16 protein-coding genes are annotated in these 20,269 nt (G+C 67.5%); 6 read left to right on the forward strand and 10 right to left on the reverse strand.

What is annotated here, in order from left to right; all coding sequences use genetic code 11:
* Positions 1-47: 47 nt before the first annotated feature.
* From BLW02_RS16400 to BLW02_RS16440, 9 genes are all read right to left on the reverse strand, one after another.
* Positions 48-1,019 carry a quinoprotein relay system zinc metallohydrolase 1 gene (locus BLW02_RS16400; RefSeq protein WP_092700345.1) on the reverse strand — a complete coding sequence of 324 codons (972 nt, stop codon included), beginning with the start codon at positions 1,017-1,019 and terminating at the stop codon, positions 48-50.
* Entirely contained in the window at positions 1,016-1,807 is a 792-nt protein-coding gene (locus tag BLW02_RS16405) for a quinoprotein dehydrogenase-associated SoxYZ-like carrier (RefSeq protein WP_092700348.1), read from the reverse strand. The genes BLW02_RS16400 and BLW02_RS16405 overlap by 4 nt, the downstream gene beginning before the upstream one ends.
* Before the next feature lie 66 nt (positions 1,808-1,873).
* Positions 1,874-3,061 carry a type 1 periplasmic-binding domain-containing protein gene (locus tag BLW02_RS16410; RefSeq protein ID WP_244273729.1) on the reverse strand — a complete coding sequence of 396 codons (1,188 nt, stop codon included), beginning with the start codon at positions 3,059-3,061 and terminating at the stop codon, positions 1,874-1,876.
* 163 nt (positions 3,062-3,224) lie between these two features.
* Positions 3,225-4,244 (reverse strand): YVTN family beta-propeller repeat protein, encoded by a 1,020-nt coding sequence (locus BLW02_RS16415; RefSeq protein ID WP_092700351.1) that lies wholly within the window; start codon positions 4,242-4,244, stop codon positions 3,225-3,227.
* Positions 4,245-4,310: 66 nt separating this feature from the next.
* Positions 4,311-4,859: a cytochrome b gene (locus BLW02_RS16420; protein WP_092700353.1), complete on the reverse strand. Its 549-nt coding sequence runs from the start codon at positions 4,857-4,859 to the stop codon at positions 4,311-4,313.
* 38 nt (positions 4,860-4,897) lie between these two features.
* Positions 4,898-6,907 carry a sigma-54-dependent Fis family transcriptional regulator gene (locus tag BLW02_RS16425; protein WP_092700356.1) on the reverse strand — a complete coding sequence of 670 codons (2,010 nt, stop codon included), beginning with the start codon at positions 6,905-6,907 and terminating at the stop codon, positions 4,898-4,900.
* A gap of 319 nt (positions 6,908-7,226) precedes the next feature.
* A complete protein-coding gene (locus tag BLW02_RS16430; RefSeq protein WP_425285671.1) occupies positions 7,227-9,302 on the reverse strand; it encodes a TonB-dependent receptor domain-containing protein in 2,076 nt (691 codons plus the stop codon).
* A gap of 81 nt (positions 9,303-9,383) precedes the next feature.
* A complete protein-coding gene (locus tag BLW02_RS16435; RefSeq protein WP_092700362.1) occupies positions 9,384-9,749 on the reverse strand; it encodes a hypothetical protein in 366 nt (121 codons plus the stop codon).
* A 216-nt stretch (positions 9,750-9,965) separates the two neighbouring features.
* Positions 9,966-11,024 carry an AraC family transcriptional regulator gene (locus BLW02_RS16440; protein ID WP_244273730.1) on the reverse strand — a complete coding sequence of 353 codons (1,059 nt, stop codon included), beginning with the start codon at positions 11,022-11,024 and terminating at the stop codon, positions 9,966-9,968.
* 136 nt (positions 11,025-11,160) lie between these two features.
* Between BLW02_RS16440 and BLW02_RS16445 the strand changes: the two genes are divergently transcribed.
* The 6 genes from BLW02_RS16445 (at position 11,161) to BLW02_RS16470 (ending at position 19,039) form a co-directional block, all read left to right on the forward strand.
* Positions 11,161-12,879 (forward strand): AMP-binding protein, encoded by a 1,719-nt coding sequence (locus BLW02_RS16445; RefSeq protein WP_092700368.1) that lies wholly within the window; start codon positions 11,161-11,163, stop codon positions 12,877-12,879.
* A complete protein-coding gene (locus tag BLW02_RS16450) occupies positions 12,876-14,480 on the forward strand; it encodes a carboxyl transferase domain-containing protein (protein WP_092700371.1) in 1,605 nt (534 codons plus the stop codon). The genes BLW02_RS16445 and BLW02_RS16450 overlap by 4 nt, the downstream gene beginning before the upstream one ends.
* A gap of 16 nt (positions 14,481-14,496) precedes the next feature.
* The gene (locus BLW02_RS16455; protein WP_092700375.1) at positions 14,497-15,279 is read left to right on the forward strand and encodes an enoyl-CoA hydratase/isomerase family protein; all 783 of its coding nucleotides are present in this window, start codon (positions 14,497-14,499) and stop codon (positions 15,277-15,279) included.
* A 26-nt stretch (positions 15,280-15,305) separates the two neighbouring features.
* Positions 15,306-16,025 (forward strand): DUF4126 domain-containing protein, encoded by a 720-nt coding sequence (locus BLW02_RS16460; protein WP_092700378.1) that lies wholly within the window; start codon positions 15,306-15,308, stop codon positions 16,023-16,025.
* 2 nt (positions 16,026-16,027) lie between these two features.
* Complete coding sequence (locus BLW02_RS16465; RefSeq protein WP_092700381.1) at positions 16,028-18,055, forward strand: acetyl-CoA carboxylase biotin carboxylase subunit; 2,028 nt, start codon at positions 16,028-16,030, stop codon at positions 18,053-18,055.
* A 63-nt stretch (positions 18,056-18,118) separates the two neighbouring features.
* Positions 18,119-19,039, forward strand: a complete 921-nt coding sequence (locus tag BLW02_RS16470; protein WP_092700384.1) for a 2-hydroxyacid dehydrogenase — start codon at positions 18,119-18,121, stop codon at positions 19,037-19,039.
* 25 nt (positions 19,040-19,064) lie between these two features.
* Here BLW02_RS16470 and BLW02_RS16475 read toward each other — a convergent pair whose 3' ends face one another.
* The gene (locus BLW02_RS16475) at positions 19,065-20,093 is read right to left on the reverse strand and encodes a Bug family tripartite tricarboxylate transporter substrate binding protein (RefSeq protein WP_092700387.1); all 1,029 of its coding nucleotides are present in this window, start codon (positions 20,091-20,093) and stop codon (positions 19,065-19,067) included.
* Positions 20,094-20,269 lie beyond the last annotated feature (176 nt).

Consider the following 20,269-nt stretch of genomic DNA (forward strand, 5'->3'; position numbering starts at 1 on the left):
GTCCCTGTGAACAGGTTGCTCCAAAAGGCAACATGCGCTCGGCGCATTCACTGTGGTGGCCGCGTCAGCGCCCTCCGTTCATAGGCGGGGTACCACTGCACCAGGCTGCGCTGCAGTTCGGCCGGCTGCGCCGCCCAGCTGGCGAATCGGCTGGGTATGGGTGTGTGCAGCAGTTCACTCAAGTCCACCCCTTGCGGGGCGCTGCCCTCCAGCAGGGCCGTGAGCCATTGCAGCCAGTCGCGCGTCTGGGCGATGCCCTGCAAGCCCCTGTCCACGGGGCCATGGCTGGGCACCAGCAGCTTGAACTGGCCCTGCTGGCGCCATTGCTCCAGGGTCGCCAGGCTTTGCAGCCATTGGGCGAAATGGGCGTGCGGGGTGGTGGGTACGCGCTCGGCAAACACCAGGCCGCCGGCAAACAGCACACCGCTGGTAGCGTCCAGCAGCACCAGGTCGTCCTGCGTGTGGCCTTGCAGGCGGCGCAGCTCCAGGCGGTGCGTGCCCAGGGTGAAAGCCTTGGGCTCCAGCGCCTCGCGCGCGGGCGTCGGCTCGGTGCCCTTCATCCAGTCGCCGCACAGGCGGTACAGGTTGTCGGCGTAGCCCCCGCCCTCGGCACGCATGCCCGCGATGCTGCCCGCCAGGGCCTGTGTGGCAACGCCGCCCCAGGCCTGATTGCCGAAGAAATAGTCGGGGTGCAGGTTGAGGTTGAGCACCATGCGCACGGGCTGCGGCGTGACGGCCGCAATGGCCCGGCGCTGCTGCTCCCCGTACAGGCGCGAGGGCCCGGTGTTGACGACGACGACCCCATCGCCGGTGGCGATGAACGCGGTGTTGATGATGTTGCAGCCGTTGGCGGGCAGGAAGTCGGCCACCGCGCCCTCGATCACCCAGGTGTCGGCGGCGATCTGGCGCGGCTGCAGGCGGTAGTCCAGCCGGGTCTGGTCGGGTGCCTGGCGGGTGCCTTGCGCCACGGCCGCCGTGCAGCAGGCCAGCGCAATGGCGAGGATGCTCCACGCTTTCATGCCCGCACCCCGGCATCGATGCGGTTGCCGTTGTTGTCCTGGCCGACGAGGCGGAACTCGCGCGGGCCTTGCGCGGGCATCTCCAGCGTGATGAGCGGGTTTTCCGACACCGGCTCGTGCAGCGCCAACCGCCACCAGGGCTGGTCGCCGGCATCGCGCAGCTCCAGCTGCTCGATGTAGAACGCCGGTATGCCCGCCACGAGGCCGGTATCCATGGGGTGCATGACCTGCAGGCGCAGGCGCCGGCTGGCGTCGGCGAGGTTGGTGAAAAAGCGGGCCTGCACCTGGTTGAGCGTCTGGCTCCAGGAGCCGTCGGCGCGTGTCACGCCCGGCACGGTGCAACCACCGCCCGCAGCCTGCACCATGACCCCGCCCGCATGCCATTGCCCATCGTGCGTCTGCACCAGGCAGCGGATCGGCGAGGCCTGCTCCAGCCGGATGCGAAACGCCAGCAGCGGCAGCGCGCGCAGCGGCTCGAAGGTCAGTACTTCACGGATGGGGTTGCGGTCGGCAATGACGATCATTCGGGCAATGCCACCGCCCTGTGCCTGCAGCGCACGGGCGTCGATCTGCAGCGGGACGTTGAGCGCGTCGTCGGCAAAGGCGGGGGCGCGCACGAGGACCTTGTCGGTGAACCGCGCCTGCGCATTGCCCAGGTATGTCTTGCGCAAATCCGGCCATTGCATGGACCCCAAGGGGTCGCCCCCCGTGGGGTCTTCAGTGGCCTGGGAAGGCAGGGCCACCATGCCCCACAACCCTGTCAGCAGTACGTTGCGGCGGTTCGCCATGGTGAATGCCCTTCAATTTTCATAGCTGCTTGCGCTGGATGCGCAAGGGCTGAAGCCGTTTCTTGCTTAATTCCTGCAGCTGCTCTGGGCCGCATCCATGCCCAGGGTGTCCAGCGCCTCGCCGGCACGCAGCCATTCGCCCAGCGGCGCCATGGCGGCCACGGCGTCGCCATGGGACAGGAGGACGGGTTGGCGCAATTGCCCGTCCCAGGGGCGGAATGTCAGGCGCTGGCCCTTGAAGCCATCGAGCGCCACCGCGCCGCTGCGCAGTCTTTGCAACTGCTGCGCCACGCTGGACTGGGGCGCGTCGACCAATGCGGCAACCACGGCCTTGCCCGCCATCCAGGCGGCCCAGTCCTGGCCCTGCATGGGGCGCTGCGCGAGCTTGGCGAAGCGCCGGTTGAGCTGCGACCCGCCATAGCGCTGCCACTGCGGGTGCCAGGCCTGCGCCACCAGGCCGGCCGCGCCGACCACCGGGCGTGGCCATTGCGTGGCATAGGGCACGCCACGGGCAAATTCGCCATCGCTGTCGAGCACGGCGACCACGTCGTAGCCGGGCTCGCTGCTGAGCTTGCGCACATTGGCCAGGTCGCGTTCATTCGCTTCGCCGCTGAGCTTGAAGGCCCTGGTCTGCACGGCCTCCAGGCCATGGCGCGGCAGCGCGCGCGCCCAGGCCGCTGCCAGCGGTGCATCGGCCGGCTGCGTGCCCCGCAGCACCAGCAGCTTGCGCCACTGGCGCACGGCCAGGAACTGCGCGAGGGCGTCCGCCTCCATCTGTTGGCTGGGCAGGGTGTGCAGCAGGTGCGGGGCGCAGCCTTCGGCGCGCAGGCTGTCCTCGGGCAGGCTGGCATTGAAGACCATCACGTCGCCCAGCATGGCGGGGCCGCTGCGCACCAGCGCGCGCAGCGGCGCTTCGGGCAGATCGGCCACGATATGCACGACCTGGGCTGCCTTGAGCTCCTGCAGTGCCCGGGGCAGGTCGGCGGCACTGGGCAGCACCAGGTCGCGCACGCTCAGTTCCACGCCGGCGTCCTGCAGCTCCAACGCCGTGTCTTCCACCGCCAGCTCCACGCCCTGCAGGGCGCGGCCCTGGGGCTGGTTGGGGTAGGCCAGCTCCAGGCGACGCTTGGCATAGCGTGCGTCGTCGGCCATGGAGATCACGGCCAGCGTCACCTTGCGCGTGGCAGCGGCCTGCAGCGGCAGGCAGCAGGCCAGCACGGTGCAGGCTGCCAGAAGCTGTAGAGGTTTTTTCATCGCCGGGCCGCCCCAAGATGAAAAGCGGCCCCCTCGGGGGGCAGCGACCACACGTAGTGGGGAGCGTGGGGGCGTATTTCTCATCGCCGGGCCGCCCCAAGATGAAAAGCGGCCCCCTCGGGGGCAGCGACCCGCGCGGCGGCGGAGCGTGGGGGCGGATTCCTCATGGTTCGACCAGCACGCTGGAGGGCGTACGCCCCGTGGCTACGGTGCGTAGCGGCTTGGCGGCGATCGTGTCGATCAGCGTCAGCTCGTCCGACAGGCCGTTGGCCACGTACAGCGTCTTGCCATCCGGATGCATGGCCAGGCCCCAGGCGCGCCGGCCCACGGGAACCTGGTGCGTGACGGTCTTGTCGGCGGCGTTCACGCGCGCCACGCGGTTGGCGCGGCCCAGGCCCACCCAGACACTGGCACCGTCGGGGCTGATGGCCATGCCCACGGGGGTGATGTCGGTCGTGGGCACGCCCGGCACGTTGAAGGCGATCTTGTGCTTGACCTGCTGGCTGGTGGTGTCGATCACGGCCACCGAGGCCTCCAGCTCATTGGTCACCCAGAGTTCATTGGCGGCAGCCAGCAGCGCCAGGCGGCGCGGGCGCTTGCCGGTCTTGATGGTCTTCACGACCTTGTGCTGCGCCAGGTCGATGAGGTGCACCGCGTCGGCGGCCTCGGAGGTGACGTAGGCAAATTGGCCATCGGCCGTGACCAGCACGCCCTCGGGCTCCTTGCCGGTTTGCACCTGGAACAGGGGCTTCTTGCCGGCGATGTCGTAGGCGGCGAGCACGTTGTCGTCCTCGATCGACACGTAAGCGGTCTTGCCATCGGGGCTGAGGTCGAAGATCTCCGGGCTCTCGCCCACGGGCACGGTGGCGACGAGCCTGCCCGCCGTCACATCGACGATGCCCAGCTGGTCGCTGTCGCCGCAGCTGACGATGATCTGGGCATGCCCGGGCAGGAACATCATGTGGCGCGGGCGCTGGCAGACCGCTATCTCGCCCAGGCGGTCGCCCCGGGTGTTGAACACCTGCAGCCGGTGGTCTTTCTCGTTGGACACATAGACCCTGTCGGGCACGCCCGTGGCCTGTGCTGCAGGGATGGATGCCAGGCAGACCAGTGCCGCCAGGGCCCAGGAAAGCGGGCGTTTGCGGTGCAGTGGATGGTGTGGCTTGGGGGCTGTGCCTGCCATGGGAATGTCTCCGGTGTTGTTGTGGGGGTCGCTGCCGGCACCATTGCGGGTGTCACAGCGCTTGTGTCAATTTGGAGCAACGGAGCGAGCCCAGCGCATGCGCTGCAGCAGCGGTTCCTTCATGACGAGCTGGTGGTACAGGAAGGCCAGTGCATGCAGTGCGATGAGCAGTATCAGGGCTACCGCCGACACCTGGTGCACGCCGCTGAGCAGTTCCTTGGCGCCGTCCCAGCGCTCGGTGATCTTGGGCAGTTGCATGCCGAAAAAGCGTATCGGGTAGCCGGAAAACACCGAACCCAGAAAGCCCGACAGCGGCAGCACCAGCATCAGCAGGTACAGCAACCCATGCGCAGCACTGGCCGCCAGCTGCAGGTGGCGCGCCTGCGGCAAGGCGGCCACGCGCGGGCGCAGCAGTGCCCAGGTCAGGCGCAGCACGATGAGCAGGCCCAGCACCATGCCCCATGACTTGTGCACGTTGAACCAGGCCGCACGCAGGCCGCTGCTGTCCTTGGGCAGTCCGATCATCCACAGGCCCAGGGCGATCTGCCCCAGGATCAGCGTGGCCATGAGCCAGTGCAGGAGGACGGAAAAACGGTCGTAGCGGGACTGCTGCATGGAAGAAACCTCCTGTCGCTTGGGCCTGCTAACAGGCCCTAATCAAGTAGATCGGGCGGCAGCAGGTTCTTCTTGCGGTAGATGGTGTTGCGTGAAACACCGAGCGCCTTGGCCGCTGCCGACACATTGCCCTTGTGCAGCCGCAACATCTGTGCCATGGCGTTGATGGTCACGTCCTGCAGGCTTTGGTTGTCTTCGCCGGGGTCATCGGCGGCGGGGGCCGGCGGCGCGCCCACGCAGGGCACGAGCGGAGGTTCCTCCGCCGGCAGGGGAATGGCCACGGGACGCAGGGGCGCGCGCAGCTCGTCGAGGAAGTCGTCGGGCAGGTGCGCCAGACGGATGATGCCGTCGTCGTCCACCATCACGGTCGCCGTGCGCAGCAGGTTGTGTAGCTGGCGCACATTGCCGGGCCAGTGGTAGGCCTGCAGCAGTTCCATTACCTCGGGGGCGATGGCGATGTCCACGCCGCCATCGAGCGCGTGCAGCACCTTCTTCACCACGACCTCGAAGTCGCTGCGCTCGCGCAGCGCCGGCAGGCGCACGACCAGGCCGTTCAAGCGGTAGTACAGGTCCTCGCGGAAGTCGCCGCGCGCGATCAGCTCCTTGAGGTTCTTGTGCGTGGCGCTGATGACGGTGACATCGACCTCCACCTCCTTGCCGGCCCCCAGGGGACTCACCTTGCGTTCCTGCAGCACACGCAGCAGGCGCGCCTGCAGGTGCTTGGGCATGTCGCCGATTTCGTCGAGGAACAGCGTGCCGCCATGGGCCTGCTGGATCTTGCCCGGCGCGCCCTTCTTGCGCGCGCCGGTGAAGGCTCCCTCCTCGTAGCCGAAGAGCTCGGCCTCGATCAGCGTGTCGGGGATGGAGGCGCAGTTGACGGCCACGAAGGGCTGGCGTGCGCGGGCCGAGTCGTGGTGTATGGCCTGTGCCAGCAGGTCCTTGCCGGTGCCGGTCTCGCCCAGGATCATCACGGGAATGTCGCGGTCGACCACCTTGCGCAGCTTGGCGATGACGCCCGACAGCTGCGCATCGCCCGTGTCCAGGTATTGCAGGGACGACAGCTGTGTCGTGCGCGCCGCATTGCCGTTGCCGCAGCTGCTGCGCGCCGCCGGCGTGCCGCTGTCGGCCAGTGGCGAGACGATGGGTGTGGCCCAGGGGCCGGAGGGCTTGACCTCGGTGCGGCACCAGACCGTGACGCCGTTGTGCAGGCACAGCTGGCGCGGTGCCGCGTTGGGACTGCCGAAAAGCTCGAACAAGGCCGATATCGGCAGGTTGAAGAGCGAGGGGAAGGTGTGCGCCTGCAGGCCGACGAACGACATGCCGAGCTGGAACTGCGCGCTGCGGTTGGCCGAGACGAAACGTCCCTCGGGTGTGAAGGCCGCGATGCCCTCGACCAGCGTGCCCAGGAATTCAGGGCGGGAATGGAAATGCACGCGCACGGCCTTGGGGAAGCTGCTCGCGAACATGTGGTTCTCGATCATCTGCGCCGACATGCGCACCAGCGCCAGCGTGTGCTGGTGGTAGCTGCGGTGGTCACCGGACACGTCCAGCGCGCCGACGATCTGCCCGTAGGGGTCGAGAATTGGCGCGCACGAGCAGGTCAGCGCATGGTTGGCGTTCATGTAGTGCTGGTCGCCGTGCACCGTGACGGCGTGCTGCGTCGCGAGGGCCGTGCCGACGGCGTTCGTGCCCCTGGTCTGCTCGCTCCAGTCCATGCCCGGCACCAGGGCCACGCGGTCGGCTTTCTCCAGGAAGTCGTTGTCGCCCATGGAGTGCAGCACCATGCCCTGGGCCGATGTCAGCAGCACCATGCTGTGGGTGTTGGCGATCTGGCCGTACAGCGTTTCCATGACCGGCACGGCATGCTGGAAGAGAAAGCGGTTTTCCTCCAGGGCCCCCTTCAGGTGGCTGGCCGCCAGGCCCGAATAATCGGGCCGGTCGTCAGACGCGATGCCGAAGGCCTTGGAGCGCAGGTGTGCCTGGTCGATCAGTGCGACGGCATCCTGCTCAGGCGCCACATTGGCTTGCCCGACCAGCCTGGTTTCCATTTTGTCTCCTGACCCCGGGACATCTGTTGGCCCGGAAGCTTTGTTGTATCGCACTGTTCGCCAGGCATGCGCGCAGGCATTTGCATTGGCATGGCCGCAAATTGTCCTGGGCATGTGAATGCTTGACAACTGGCAATGTCCCCTATGGAAAGCAAGAAGTTTGCCAGTGGTGGGGTGGCGCCATGGCTGCGCGGCCCTGCCCTTGCGGAGGGTGTCGTCTCTGCGGCCCTTGTCGATACAAGGAAAAATAGCCTCCAGCCCTTGTGTAAAAAGCGCTGGAGACTATGAAAAAGAGAGCCGTAACCGCGATCGGGATGGGTCAGAACTGGTAGCCCAGGCTCATGCCCGCCATCCATTGCCGCCCGGGCGCGGCCTCGTAGTAGCGGCCATTGCCCTCGTTCACGATGACGGAGCCGACGTATTTCTTGTCGGCCAGGTTGTCGATGCGCGCGAAGGCATTGAGCTTCCATGGGCCCCACTGCCGGGTGTAGCCCGTGCTGAGGGCCAGCACGCCGTAGCCCGGGGCCTGGGCGCTGTTGCTGTCGTTGGCGGCAATGGCGCTGACGTGCCGCCAGTCGGCGCCTATGCGCCAGTCGTCGTGGGGGCGCCAGTCCAGTCCGATGGCGGCCTGGGTGCGGGCCGTGCCGGCAATGCGCTTGCCCGCGGGCACGCAGCTGCCCTTGCTGTCGCAGATGCCGTCGCGCAGCTTGGCGTCCAGCACGGTGAGCGCCGCATTGAGCTGCCACTGGCGCGCCAGCTGCAGCTGGGTGGCCAGTTCCGCACCCTGGCGGCGCGTGCGCCCGGCATTGCGGTAGGTGGCGCGCCCGCCGGTGTTGTCGGCGGCGACGATTTCGTTCTTGGTGTCGGTGTGGAACAGCGCCGCCGTCCATTGGCCGCGCAGCACATCGCCGGCGATGCGCTGGCGCAGGCCGATCTCGGCGCTGGTGGAGGTGGCGGGTTGCAGGCCGAAGTTCAGGCCAGGCAGGCCGCCGGGGCGGTAGGAGATCTCGTTGAACGTGGGCGTTTCCATGCCGCCGCCGACCGAGGCATAGACCTGGGTGGCGGCATTCAGCGCATGCTGCAGCGACAGCATGGGCAGCCAGCGCCGGAAGCGCGTGCTGCCGCTGTCGTCGCCATTGCCGGGGACGATGTAATGGTCGCGCGAGACGAACTTCACATTGCTCCAGCGCAGGCCGGCATCGAGCTTCCAGCGCGGTGCAAAGGCCCAGCTGGCCTGCAGGTAGGGGTCGGCGTTGTTCAGCGTGTTGCGCTCGTCGCGGCGCAGCGCGCCCATCACCCCCAGCTGCTTGCCCAGGAAGTTGTTGTAGCCCTGGCGGTCTTCCTCCACCACGTTGGCGGCCAGGCCCAGCACCAGGTTCAGGGGGGCATCCGCGAGCTGCGCGTCATGCGCCCAGCGCAGATCCATGCCGCCGTAGTCGCGACCCAGGTCGATCACGCCGCCGGCGCTGGTGGCGGGTTTTTGCGCGGCCACCGGGGTGGACTGGTACTGGGTGATGTGGCGCTGGCCGGCATAGACCATGAGGCGCAGCGCGTTGGCGGCGTCCACACGGAAGTCGTAGGCCAGGCCGACCTGGGTCTGGCGCATGTTCTTGCGCGTGTTGAAGTCCAGCGGCCCCTGCGCGGTGGCGCGCGGGTTGGCCCGCCAGTCGGCCGGGGTGACGCCGCCGGGGTCCTGCGCATCCACGTTCACATGGTTGGCCACCAGCATCAGGTGGCTGCTGTCGCCGGGGTCCGTGTCCAGGCGGGCGTTGAACTGGTTCTTGTCGGCTGCGCTCTGGGGGCGAAAGCCATCGGTCAGGAAGCGGCTGGCGCTGACCACGTAGCCCACGCCGCCCTGCTCGCCCTGGGCCTTGAGGCCCAGGCGCTTCTGCCCATTGCTGCCCATGGCGAAGCTGCTGTCCACGCGCGGGCGACCCTCGCCGCGCTCGGTGTAGGCGTTGATGACACCACCCGAGGCATTGCCGTACAGCGCGGAGTAGGGCCCGCGCAGCACCTCGATGCGTTCGACCGACTGCAGGTCGATGTTGCTGGTCTGGCCCTGGCCGTCGGGCATGGTGGAGGGGATGCCATCCACAAAGATCTGCACGCCGCGCACGCCGAACGTGGAGCGCGCGCCGTGGCCGCGTATCGACAGCTGCAGGTCCTGCGCGTAGTTCTGGCGGTTCTGCAGCAGCAGCCCGGGTGTGCCGGACAAGCCTTCGGACAGGTTGACTTGCCACTGGCGGTCCCGCAGCCGGTCGCCATCGACGATGGTGACTGCGGCCGGCGTGTAGTCCAGGGGCGACTGCACCAGCGTGCTGCGCACGGTGACATCGGGCAGGGCAGGGGGCGCCGCGGCACCGGTTTGGGCGGCAGCACCCTGGGCCAGCGCCATCAGGCTGGCCACGGTGGACAGGCGCAGGGGCCAGCCGGCGCAGAGGCAGAGACGGACGACATGCATGGAAGATCCCTCGCTTTATTGCGATGAACGAGAAGCAGGACTGCAATCGTCCCCCCACGCCCTGCCAAGAAAAACCCGGCCCTCAGCGACGGGCTGGGGCCGGGTGGCGGACGGTTTAGAAGAAGCCAGCGCCTTTGGGTTGTAACTTACCGGCAGGTTCTTGGTTGGCTGGTAGTTCGACAGCGCCTGCTTGCGGTTCTCGCGGCCGATGCCCGACTTCTTGTAGCCGTCGAAGGCCGGGCGCGCGGGGTACAGGTGGTCGGCCTGCGCGGCGTGGGCGACGGCCGGCGCCACCCACTTGCCGCCGATGAAGTTGTCGTACTTCTGGCGATAGGGATGCGCAAGGTCGAGGTTGAAGCGCTCGGGGTCGAACATGTCCATTTGAGTTTCCTGGAGGTGGGCCGCAGTGGATGGTTCGGCTGTTCGGGGAGTAATCAAGCTTCGTGCCAACCCGTTTGCCTGGGGGTGGATGGGTTTCCTGTCACAACCCATCGCCCGGGTGTTCCAGATTGGGTCAGTGGTGTGCAGGTTTGTGACGCCGCCGCGGGAGGCGGGCTCTGAGAGCCTTGATCCGGCGCAAGACGGAGCGGCCGGCCGCTACGGTTGCCGGTTGCCGAGCCGCGCGGCCTGCTGCCGGAACTCGGTGGGCGATGCGCCCGTCCAGCCCTTGAAGGCGCGCATGAAGCTCTTCTCGCTGGCAAAGCCCACCGCCTCGGCCACCTGTTTGATGGGGCGGTTGGAGCGGTGCAGCAGTTCGATGGCGCGGCGCTTGCGCACCTCGTCCTTGAGAGCCTGCAGCGACGTGCCTTCCTCCTGCAGCTGGCGGTGCAGGGTGCGCGTGGAGACATGCAGCTGGCTGGCCACCGTGGTGGCGTTGTGCGCGGTGTCGGGCGCGCTGGCCAGCAGCTGGCGCACGCTCTGTACCAGCAGGCGGTCGCGCCGGTACTGGTGCACGATGAGCGGCAGCGCGTTCTGCAGCATGTGCTGCATGGCTGCCTCGTCACGGGCGAGCGGCAGTGCCAGGTAGCGCGCGTCGAAATGTACGGTCGCGTGCGACGCGCCGAAATGCGTGGGGCCGCTGAACAGCACGGCGTAGGCGGGGGCATGTGCCGGCGCGGGGAATGGGAATTCGGCCGCCAGCACGGGCAGGCGCGAGTCGATGAACCAGCTGCACACGCCCAGCGCGTTGCGCAGCGTGGTCACCAGGCAGAACTCACGCAGGTCGCCCAGGTCGCGGTGCTCGTGAATGGCCAGTCGGGCGCGGTTGCCCTCGGTATCCAGGCGCAGCACGATGTCATTGGTCAGCAGCGCATGGTGGCGGCACCAGCGCGCCAGCGCCAGGCCCAGCGTGGGTGCACTCAGCGAGGCGCGCGCCAGCAGTCCGTAGCTGCCCCAGGGCAGGCGGCGCGAGAACCAGCCCAGCGCCTCGTCGTCCAGCTCGCGCATGGCACCGGCGGACAGCAGCTCCATCTGCCTGGCGGTGATGCGGTCTGTGGGGTCGGCGGCTTGTTCTGGCGTGATTTGCGCCTGGGCCAGCACCGCTGCCGGGTCCATGCCACGCACTGCGTAGGCGCGCACGATGGCTTGCACGAAAGCCATGGGCGTGGCAGCCGTCGAGGTACGTGCGTTGGGCGGCCTGGAGGCGGTGCTGGACATGGGTAAAGTTTGTCTCTGTGTGGCGTGATTTGCAACCATTCTGACCCACGGCGGTCACTCCGGCGACAGCACGCGGCGTATGCTGTGGGTCGATGTCAGCGGTGGGTTCCCCCTGCCGGCAGCCAGGAGACGACACATGGACCTCGCCAACCCGGCGGCCGCGCCCAGTCACGCGCGCGGCGCCACCGACAGCCCCTTGATCGAGCAGACGCTGGGCGACTTCTTTGCCACCATGGCAGGGCGCCAGCCCACGCGGGAGGCGTTGGTCAGCCGCCACCAGGGCCTGCGTTACACCTACGCCGAGCTGCACCAGGCGGCGCGCCAACTGGCCAGTGCGTTGCTGGGCCTGGGGCTGGACAAGGGTGACCGCGTCGGCATCTGGTCGCACAACAACGCCGAATGGGTGCTCATGCAGCTGGCCACGGCGCAGGTGGGTCTGATCCTTGTGAACATCAACCCGGCCTATCGAACGGTCGAGGTGGAGTACGCGCTGAACAAGGTGGATTGCAAGGCGCTGGTCACCATGCCCAGCTTCAAGACCAGCGACTATCTGGGCATGTTGCGTGAGCTGGCCCCCGAGCTGTCGCTGTGCCGGCCGGGCCTGCTGGCCGCCAAGCGTCTGCCCACGCTGCGCACGGTGGTGTGGATCGATGTGGCAGGGCTGGGCGAGGAGCAGCCCGGCATGCTGCGTTTTTCAGCACTGATGGCACGCGGCAATGCGGGCGACGCACGTATCGATGCCATTGGCGCCGCGCTGAAGAACACTGACCCGATCAACATCCAGTTCACCAGCGGCACCACGGGGTTTCCCAAGGGCGCTACGCTGACGCACCGCAACATCCTGAACAACGGTTTCTTCATCGGCGAGTGCATGAAGCTCACGCCCGCCGACCGGCTGTGCATTCCCGTGCCGCTGTACCACTGCTTTGGCATGGTGCTGGGCAACCTGGCCTGTATCACGCATGGCAGCACCATCGTCTATCCGAGCGACGGCTTCGACCCTTTGCTGGTGCTGGAGACGGTACAGGCCGAGCGCTGCACCGGCCTGCATGGCGTGCCCACCATGTTCATCGCCGAGCTGGACCATCCGCGCTTTGCCGAGTTCGACCTGTCCAGCCTGCGCACCGGCATCATGGCCGGCAGCCCCTGCCCGATCGAGGTCATGAAGCGCGTGCAGGCCGACATGCACATGTCCGAGGTCACCATTGCCTATGGCATGACCGAGACCAGCCCCGTGAGCTGCCAGAGCGACGCCGACACGCCGCTGGCCAAGCGCGTGTCCACCGTGGGCCGCGTGCAGTCGCACCTGGAGGTGAAGATCGTCGATCCCGAGACCGGCGCTGTCGTGCCGCGCGGTGAGCGCGGCGAGCTGTGCACCAAGGGCTATTCGGTGATGCATGGCTACTGGGGCGACGAGGCCAAGACCCGTGAGGCCATCGACGAAGGCGGCTGGATGCACACGGGCGACCTGGCCACGATGGACGCCGAGGGCTACGTGAACATCGTTGGCCGCATCAAGGACATGGTGATCCGCGGCGGCGAGAACCTGTACCCGCGCGAGATCGAGGAATTTTTGTACCGCCACCCGCAGGTGCAGGACGTGCAGGTGGTGGGCGTGCCCGACGAAAAATACGGCGAGGAGCTGTGCGCCTGGATCATCGCCAAGCCCGGCACCCGCCCCACCGAGGACGACATCCGCGCCTTCTGCAAGGGCCAGATCGCGCATTACAAGGTGCCGCGCTACATCCGTTTCGTCACCGGCTTTCCGATGACAGTGACCGGCAAGATCCAGAAATTCAAAATCCGAGACACCATGAAGGACGAGCTCGGTTTACAGGAAGGCAAAACCGCATGATTCTCGAATCCCAACTCAATCCGCGCTCGGCCGATTTCCAGGCCAATGCCGCCGCCATGCACGCCTTCGTCGATGACCTGCGTGCCCAGCTCGACAAGGTCGCCCAGGGTGGCGGTGACGCCGCGCGCGCCAAGCATGTGGCCCGGGGCAAGCTGCTGCCGCGCGAGCGTGTGCAGATGCTGCTGGACCCGGGCACGCCGTTCCTCGAACTGGCGCCGCTGGCAGCGCTCAACATGTACAACAACGACGCCCCCGGCGCGGGTCTGATCGCGGGCATCGGCCGTGTGAGTGGCGTGGACTGCATGATCGTGTGCAACGACGCCACGGTGAAGGGCGGCACCTACTACCCGCTCACCGTCAAGAAGCACCTGCGCGCGCAGGAAGTGGCGCAGCAGAACCACCTGCCCTGCATCTACCTGGTGGATTCGGGCGGAGCCAACCTGCCCAACCAGGACGAGGTCTTCCCGGATCGCGACCACTTCGGCCGCATCTTCTTCAACCAGGCCAACATGAGCGCCATGGGCATCTCGCAGATTGCGGTGGTCATGGGCAGCTGCACGGCCGGTGGCGCCTACGTACCCGCCATGAGCGACGAGTCCATCATCGTGAAGAACCAGGGCACCATCTTCCTGGGCGGCCCGCCGCTGGTGAAGGCCGCCACGGGCGAGGTGGTGAGCGCCGAAGACCTGGGCGGCGGCGACGTGCACACGCGCCTGTCGGGCGTGGCCGACCATCTGGCGCAAAACGACATGCATGCATTGCAGCTGGCGCGCAACGCCGTGCAAAACCTGAATAAGAACAAGGCTCCAGCACCTGCCGATAAAGCGCCAGTGGCTCCTGTATTTGCAGCAGAAGAACTGTATGGCGTGATCCCCGTGGACACGCGCAAGCCCTTCGATGTGCGTGAGATCATTGCCCGCATCGTCGATGGCAGCGAGTTCGATGAGTTCAAGGCGCGCTACGGCACCACGCTGGTCACAGGCTTTGCGCGCATCGAGGGCATGGCGGTCGGCATCATCGCCAACAACGGCATTCTGTTCAGCGAGTCGGCCCTGAAGGCCACGCATTTCATCGAACTGTGCTGCCAGCGCAAGATCCCGCTGGTGTTTTTGCAGAACATCACCGGCTTCATGGTCGGCCGCAAGTACGAGAACGAAGGCATCGCCCGCAACGGCGCCAAGATGGTCACGGCCGTGGCCACGGCCAGCGTGCCCAAGTTCACCATCATCATCGGCGGCAGCTTTGGCGCGGGCAACTACGGCATGTGCGGCCGGGCGTACTCGCCCCGCTTCCTGTGGATGTGGCCCAACGCGCGCATCAGCGTGATGGGTGGCGAGCAGGCGGCCGGCGTGCTGGCCACCGTCAAGCGCGACGGCATCGAGGGCAAGGGGGGGCAGTGGAGCATGGAGGAAGAAGAAGCCTTCAAGGCCCCCATCCGCCGCCAGTACGAAGACCAGGGCCATCCCTACTACGCCACGGCCCGCCTGTGGGACGACGGCGTGATCGACCCCGCCGACACGCGCCGCGTGCTGGCGCTGGGCCTTGCGGCCACGCGCAATGCGCCGATCGAGGATACGAAGTTCGGCCTGTTCCGCATGTAAGCCGGAGGCAATACCAATGTCTGCCCTTTCTATCCGCTACGACGGCTACCGCGCCACCATCACCCTGACCCAGCCCGAGGTGCGCAACGCTTTCAGCGACGAGGTGATCGCCGAAATCACTGCCGCCTTCACCGAGGTGGGCGCACGCGCTGACGTGCGCGCCGTGGTGCTGGCCGCCGAGGGCCCGGCCTTTTGCGCCGGTGCCAACCTCAACTGGATGCGCCGCATGGCCGACTACACGCGTGACGAGAACATTGCCGACGCGGGCAAGCTCGCAGAAATGCTGCGCGTGATCTACGAGTGCCCCAAGCCCACGATCGCGCGCGTGCAGGGCGATGTGTATGCCGGCGGCATGGGCCTGGTGGCCGCCTGCGACATGGCGGTAGCGGTGGACACGGCGGGCTTTTGCCTCAGCGAGGTGAAGCTGGGCCTCATCCCGGCCACCATCAGCCCCTATGTGATCCGCGCCATGGGTGCACGCGCGGCGCACCGCTACTTCCTCACGGCCGAACGCTTTGGCGCTGCCGAGGCGCTGCGCATCGGCTTTGTGCACGAGGTGGTGGCGCTTGATCAGCTCGATGCCAAGGTGGACGAACTGCTCAAGGCCTTGACCAGCGCCAGCCCCCATGCCGTGCGCGTGTGCAAGCAGCTCGTCATGGAGGTGGCCGAGCGCGAAATCAACGCCAGCCTGATCGCCGCCACGGTGGAAGGCATTGCCGACATTCGCGCAAGCGACGAGGGCAAGGAGGGCGTGCAGTCGTTCCTCCACAAGCGCAAGCCATCCTGGCTGCTTGCCTGAATTGCCCGTACCGAGCGACCACCATCATGGACACCCTCTGGCTCCACATCGTGCAGTGGCTCCACACGCTGGGGCTGCATGTCGATGGCGGTACCGCGCGGGCCGTGGGCGACGCGGCGGCCACGGCCACTGCGCGGCTCGACATGCCCAGCCTGCTGGCGCTCGCCGCCGCGCTGGGCTGGGCCAGCGGGTTCCGGTTGTATGCCGTGGTGTTCCTGGTCGGCATGATGGGTCTGCTGGGCTGGATGCCCCTGCCGCCCGGTCTGGCCATGCTGCAGCACCCGGTGGTGCTGATGGTCAGCGGCTTCATGCTGCTGGTGGAGTTCTTTGCCGACAAGGTGCCCTGGCTGGACAGTGCCTGGGACGCTGTGCACGCCTTCATCCGCGTGCCCGCGGGGGCGGCACTGGCCTTTGGTGTGTTTGGCGCCGACAACGCCACCATGGCGATTGCGGCGGGGCTGCTGGGCGGCTCGCTCTCGGCCACGGCGCTGGCCACCAAGATGACCACGCGCGCGGCGGCCAACACCTCGCCCGAGCCTTTTTCCAACTGGGGCTTGTCGTTCTTTGAAGACGGCCTGGTGGTGGCCGTGGTGTGGCTGGCCACGCAGTACCCGGTGGCGTTCGGCATCGCGCTGGTGGTGATGGTGATCGCTTCGGTGCTGCTGCTGGTGGTGCTGTTCAAGTTTCTGCACGCCGTGGTGCGGCGCCTTTCCTCTTTCTTTTCTGGCTCAGCCAAGGTGGCTTAAACATGTTCAACAAGATCCTCATTGCAAACCGTGGCGAGATTGCCTGCCGAGTTGCCGCCACCGCCCGCCGCCTGGGTGTGAAAACCGTGGCGGTGTATTCCGATGCCGACGCTAGCGCCAAGCATGTGGCCGCCTGCGACGAGGCAGTGCACATTGGTGGCAGCGCGCCCAAGGAAAGCTACCTGCGCTGGGAAGTCATTCTGGCGGCCGCCAAAGCCACTGGTGCGCAAGCCATCCACCCCGGTTACGGCTTCCTGAGCGAGAACGAAAACTTCGCCCAGGCCTGCGCCGATGCCGGCCTGGTCTTCATCGGCCCGCCTGCCAGCGCCATCAATGCCATGGGCCTGAAGGCCGAGTCCAAACGCCTGATGGAGCAGGCCCAGGTGCCCCTGGTGCCCGGCTACCACGGCGCCAGCCAGGACCGCGCCCTGCTGCAGGCCGAGGCCGACCGCATTGGCTACCCCGTGCTCATCAAGGCCAGCGCCGGTGGCGGTGGCAAGGGCATGCGTGCGGTGGACAAGGCCGAGGACTTTGCGGCGGCGCTCGACTCCTGCAAGCGCGAAGCCATCAACAGCTTTGGCGACGATGCGGTGCTGATCGAGAAATACGTGCAGCGCCCGCGCCACATCGAAATTCAGGTGTTTGGCGACACGCATGGCAATTGCGTTTATTTGTTCGAGCGCGACTGCTCGGTGCAGCGCCGCCACCAGAAGGTGCTGGAAGAAGCGCCCGCCCCCGGCATGACCGCCGAATTGCGCGCCCGCATGGGCGAAGCCGCCGTGGCCGCCGCGCGCGCCGTGCACTACGTGGGCGCGGGCACGGTGGAGTTCATCGTCGAGCAACCCGGCGGCTACGAGCACCCCGAGCAGATGAAGTTCTACTTCATGGAAATGAACACCCGCCTGCAGGTGGAGCACCCGGTGACCGAGGCGATCACCGGCCTGGACCTGGTGGAGTGGCAGCTGCGCGTCGCGTCCGGCGAACCCCTGCCGCTGCAGCAAGACCAGTTGCGCATCACTGGCCACGCCATCGAGGCGCGCATCTGCGCCGAGAACCCTGACAACCAGTTCCTGCCCGCTACGGGCACGCTCCACGTGTACCGCAAGCCGGCGCACAGCAGCTTTGCGCGCGCCGATGTGCGTGTGGACGACGGTGTGCGCGAGGGCGACACCATCAGCCCGTTCTACGACTCCATGGTGGCCAAGCTCATCGTGCACGGCGACACGCGCGAACAGGCGCTGGCGCGGCTCGATGAGGCCCTGGCGCAGACCCACATCGTGGGCCTGGCGACCAATGTGCAGTTCCTGCGCCGCGTGGCGCGCACCGCGTCGTTTGCCAAGGCCCAGCTCGACACCGCGCTCATCCCGCGCGAGCAGGCCGTGCTGTTCCACCAGGAGCCCGTCGGCCTGCCGCTGGCCGCTGCGGCTGCCGTGGTGCAAACCCTGCTGCGCGAGCGCGCCAGCGAAGGCGTGGACCCGTTCAGCCGCCGCGATGGTTTCCACACGCACGGCGTGGTGCAGCGCCGCTTTGAGTTCGAGTTTGGTGGCGAGCACGCCAAGGCCTGGCTGACCTATGAGCGTGGCGGCCGCCTGCATCTGGCCGTGGGCGAAGGCGCTGCGCAGGTGGCGGGCCCGCTGGCGTTCAATGCCGGCGCGCAAGGCGTAGAGCTGCAATTTGCCGGCCAGCGCACGCGCGCCGCCGTGTATGCGCAGGGCGAGGTGGACCATGTCTTCACCCCGCTGGGCGCCACGCAGATCACCGCCATCGACCTGCTAGCCCATTCGGGCGAGGCAGCGGCCGAGGGCGGGCGCCTCACGGCCCCCATGCCCGGCAAGGTGGTGTCGTTTGCCGTGCAGGCGGGCGATGCCGTGACGAAGGGCCAGCCGCTGGCGGTGATGGAAGCCATGAAGATGGAGCACACCATCGCGGCACCCGCCGATGGCGTGGTGCAGGAGCTGCTGTACGCACCCGGCGACCAGGTGACCGAAGGGGCAGAGCTGCTCAAGCTGGTGGTGGCCGAGAAGGCGTAAGCCCCATCGGGGCACCCCGTGCGTGACAGCGCGCAGGGTGCAATGCCGTTACCCTTGGGCGCCATGAAAATCACCTTTTGCTGTACCGATACCAAGGCCGAGCCCTGGCTTCAGGGGCTGGCCGCCGCGCTGCCCGGCGCTGACATCTCCGTGTGGCAACCTGGCGCGCCGCAGGCCGACTACGCCGTGGTCTGGGCGCCGCCCCAGCAGTTCATGGACGAGCAGACGGGCCTCAAAGCGCTGTTCAACATCGGCGCGGGCGTGGATGCCCTGCTCAAGCTGCGCCTGCCTCCTGATGCGCTGGTGGTGCGCCTGGACGACGCGGGCATGGCCGTGCAGATGGCCGAGTATGTGTGCCACGCGGTCATCCGCCATTTCCGCGAGTTCGACGGCTACGAGGCCGACACCCAGGCGGGCCGCTGGGGCTATCGCAAGCCCCGCCTGCGCAGCGATTTTCCCGTCGGCGTGATGGGCCTGGGCGTGCTGGGCGAGCGCGTGGCCAAGGCGCTGGCGCAGTTTGACTTTCCGATCAACGGCTGGAGCCGCAGCCCGAAGGCCATCGAGGGTGTGCGGGCCTTCACGGGCGCTGAGCAGTTCAACGATTTTCTGGCCGCCAGCCGCGTGTTGGTCAACCTCCTGCCCCTCACGCCCGACACCACCGACGTGATCAACAAGGACACGCTGGCCCGGCTGCAGCCCGGCGCCTACGTCATCAACGTGGCGCGCGGAGCGCATCTGGTGGACGAGGATTTGCTGGCCGCCATCGACAGCGGCCAGGTGGCGGGCGCCACGCTGGATGTGTTCCGCACCGAGCCGCTGCCCGCCGGCCACCCGTTCTGGACGCACCCCCGCATCACCGTCACGCCGCACACCTCGGCGCGCACATTGCGCGATGAAAGCATCGCCCAGATCGCGTGCAAGATGGCGGCGCTGGAGCGGGGCGAGGCCGTGGCAGGCATTGTCAACCCCGCGCGCGGCTACTGAGCCAGGGCACCCCGCCGCGCGGTTTTCAATCCACCGTCACGCCTGCATCGCGCACCAGCTTGCCCAGGCGCTGCGCGTCGGCCTTGATCAGCGCGCCAAAGTCTGCCGCCGCGCCCCCCACCACGGGCGTGCCAATGGCTTCCCATTTGGCGCGGAATGCGGGCTCCTTGAAGATCGCATTGACCGTGGCATTGAGTTTGTCGATGGCGGCCTGCGGGGTGCCTGCGCGCACCGCAATGCCGTGCCAGCCCGTGATCTGGTAACCCGCAATGCCGGCCTCGGCCATGGTGGGCACGTTGGGCAGCACCTTGGCACGCTCGCTCGATGTGACGGCCAGCGGAATCAGTTTGCCCGCCTGGATGTGGGGCAGGGAGCTGCCGACGATGTCGAACATCACGTTCACCTGTCCGCCAATCAGGTCGTTGAGCGCGGGGCCTGCGCCCCGGTAGGGGATGTGCCCCATCTTCACGCCCGCCGTGGTGTTGAACAGTTCGCCCGCCAGGTGCTGCGGCGTGCCGTTGCCCGCCGATGCATAGCTCAGCACCGGTTTGCCCGCCTTGGCCAGGGCCAGGAACTCGGCCAGTGTCTTCACGCCCAGCGAGGGGTGGACTTCGAGCACCAGCGGAAAGGCCGACAGCTGGATCACTGGTGCCAGATCGGTCAGCGGGTTGAACGGCATGCTGGCATACAGAGAGGGGTTGACCGCCATCGGGCCGCTGGCGGCCAGCAGCAGCGTGTGGCCATCGGCCGGTGCCTGCTTGGCCACCTCGGCGCTGCCAGTGTTGCCGCCGGCGCCACCCTTGTTGTCCACCACCACGGGCACGCCCAGGCGGCTTTGCAGCTCGGGTTGCAGCATGCGGGCCATCAGGTCGGTGGGGCCGCCGGGCGGGTAGGGCACCACAAAGCGGATGGTCTTGCTCGGGAACGCGGTAGCGGCCGTCTGTGCGGCGGCCTGGCCCGCCAGGCCCAGGGCCAGGGGGATGCCCAAGGCTGCGTGCAGCACGGCGCGGCGCGTGGTGCGGGGTGTGGACGAAGAAATGGGGCGGTGGTGCATGTCTGTCTCCTGTGGGGATGGATAAAGCCCGTCTGCTGCGGGTTGATGTCGATGGCTGACGTGAAAGGGGGCTCTCAGGGCCACCCCTTTCAAGGTGTAGTCGTCCCCTTGAGCACCCGGTCAGTGGAGACATGAGATCGAGCGGTCTTGCCGTCCACATAGCCTTTGCCGTTCTC

Origin of the sequence: Acidovorax soli, assembly GCF_900107605.1 — a bacterium.
Lineage (GTDB): Bacteria > Pseudomonadota > Gammaproteobacteria > Burkholderiales > Burkholderiaceae_C > Acidovorax > Acidovorax soli.

Coding starts and splice junctions, on each gene's coding strand:
- BLW02_RS16400 (WP_092700345.1), bottom strand. CDS start 1,019: ATGAAAGCGTGGAGCATCCTCGCCATTGCGCTGGCCTGCTGCACGGCG.
- BLW02_RS16405 (WP_092700348.1), bottom strand. CDS start 1,807: ATGGCGAACCGCCGCAACGTACTGCTGACAGGGTTGTGGGGCATGGTG.
- BLW02_RS16410 (WP_244273729.1), bottom strand. CDS start 3,061: ATGAAAAAACCTCTACAGCTTCTGGCAGCCTGCACCGTGCTGGCCTGC.
- BLW02_RS16415 (WP_092700351.1), bottom strand. CDS start 4,244: ATGGCAGGCACAGCCCCCAAGCCACACCATCCACTGCACCGCAAACGC.
- BLW02_RS16420 (WP_092700353.1), bottom strand. CDS start 4,859: ATGCAGCAGTCCCGCTACGACCGTTTTTCCGTCCTCCTGCACTGGCTC.
- BLW02_RS16425 (WP_092700356.1), bottom strand. CDS start 6,907: ATGGAAACCAGGCTGGTCGGGCAAGCCAATGTGGCGCCTGAGCAGGAT.
- BLW02_RS16430 (WP_425285671.1), bottom strand. CDS start 9,302: ATGGCGCTGGCCCAGGGTGCTGCCGCCCAAACCGGTGCCGCGGCGCCC.
- BLW02_RS16435 (WP_092700362.1), bottom strand. CDS start 9,749: ATGGACATGTTCGACCCCGAGCGCTTCAACCTCGACCTTGCGCATCCC.
- BLW02_RS16440 (WP_244273730.1), bottom strand. CDS start 11,024: ATGTCCAGCACCGCCTCCAGGCCGCCCAACGCACGTACCTCGACGGCT.
- BLW02_RS16445 (WP_092700368.1), top strand. CDS start 11,161: ATGGACCTCGCCAACCCGGCGGCCGCGCCCAGTCACGCGCGCGGCGCC.
- BLW02_RS16450 (WP_092700371.1), top strand. CDS start 12,876: ATGATTCTCGAATCCCAACTCAATCCGCGCTCGGCCGATTTCCAGGCC.
- BLW02_RS16455 (WP_092700375.1), top strand. CDS start 14,497: ATGTCTGCCCTTTCTATCCGCTACGACGGCTACCGCGCCACCATCACC.
- BLW02_RS16460 (WP_092700378.1), top strand. CDS start 15,306: ATGGACACCCTCTGGCTCCACATCGTGCAGTGGCTCCACACGCTGGGG.
- BLW02_RS16465 (WP_092700381.1), top strand. CDS start 16,028: ATGTTCAACAAGATCCTCATTGCAAACCGTGGCGAGATTGCCTGCCGA.
- BLW02_RS16470 (WP_092700384.1), top strand. CDS start 18,119: ATGAAAATCACCTTTTGCTGTACCGATACCAAGGCCGAGCCCTGGCTT.
- BLW02_RS16475 (WP_092700387.1), bottom strand. CDS start 20,093: ATGCACCACCGCCCCATTTCTTCGTCCACACCCCGCACCACGCGCCGC.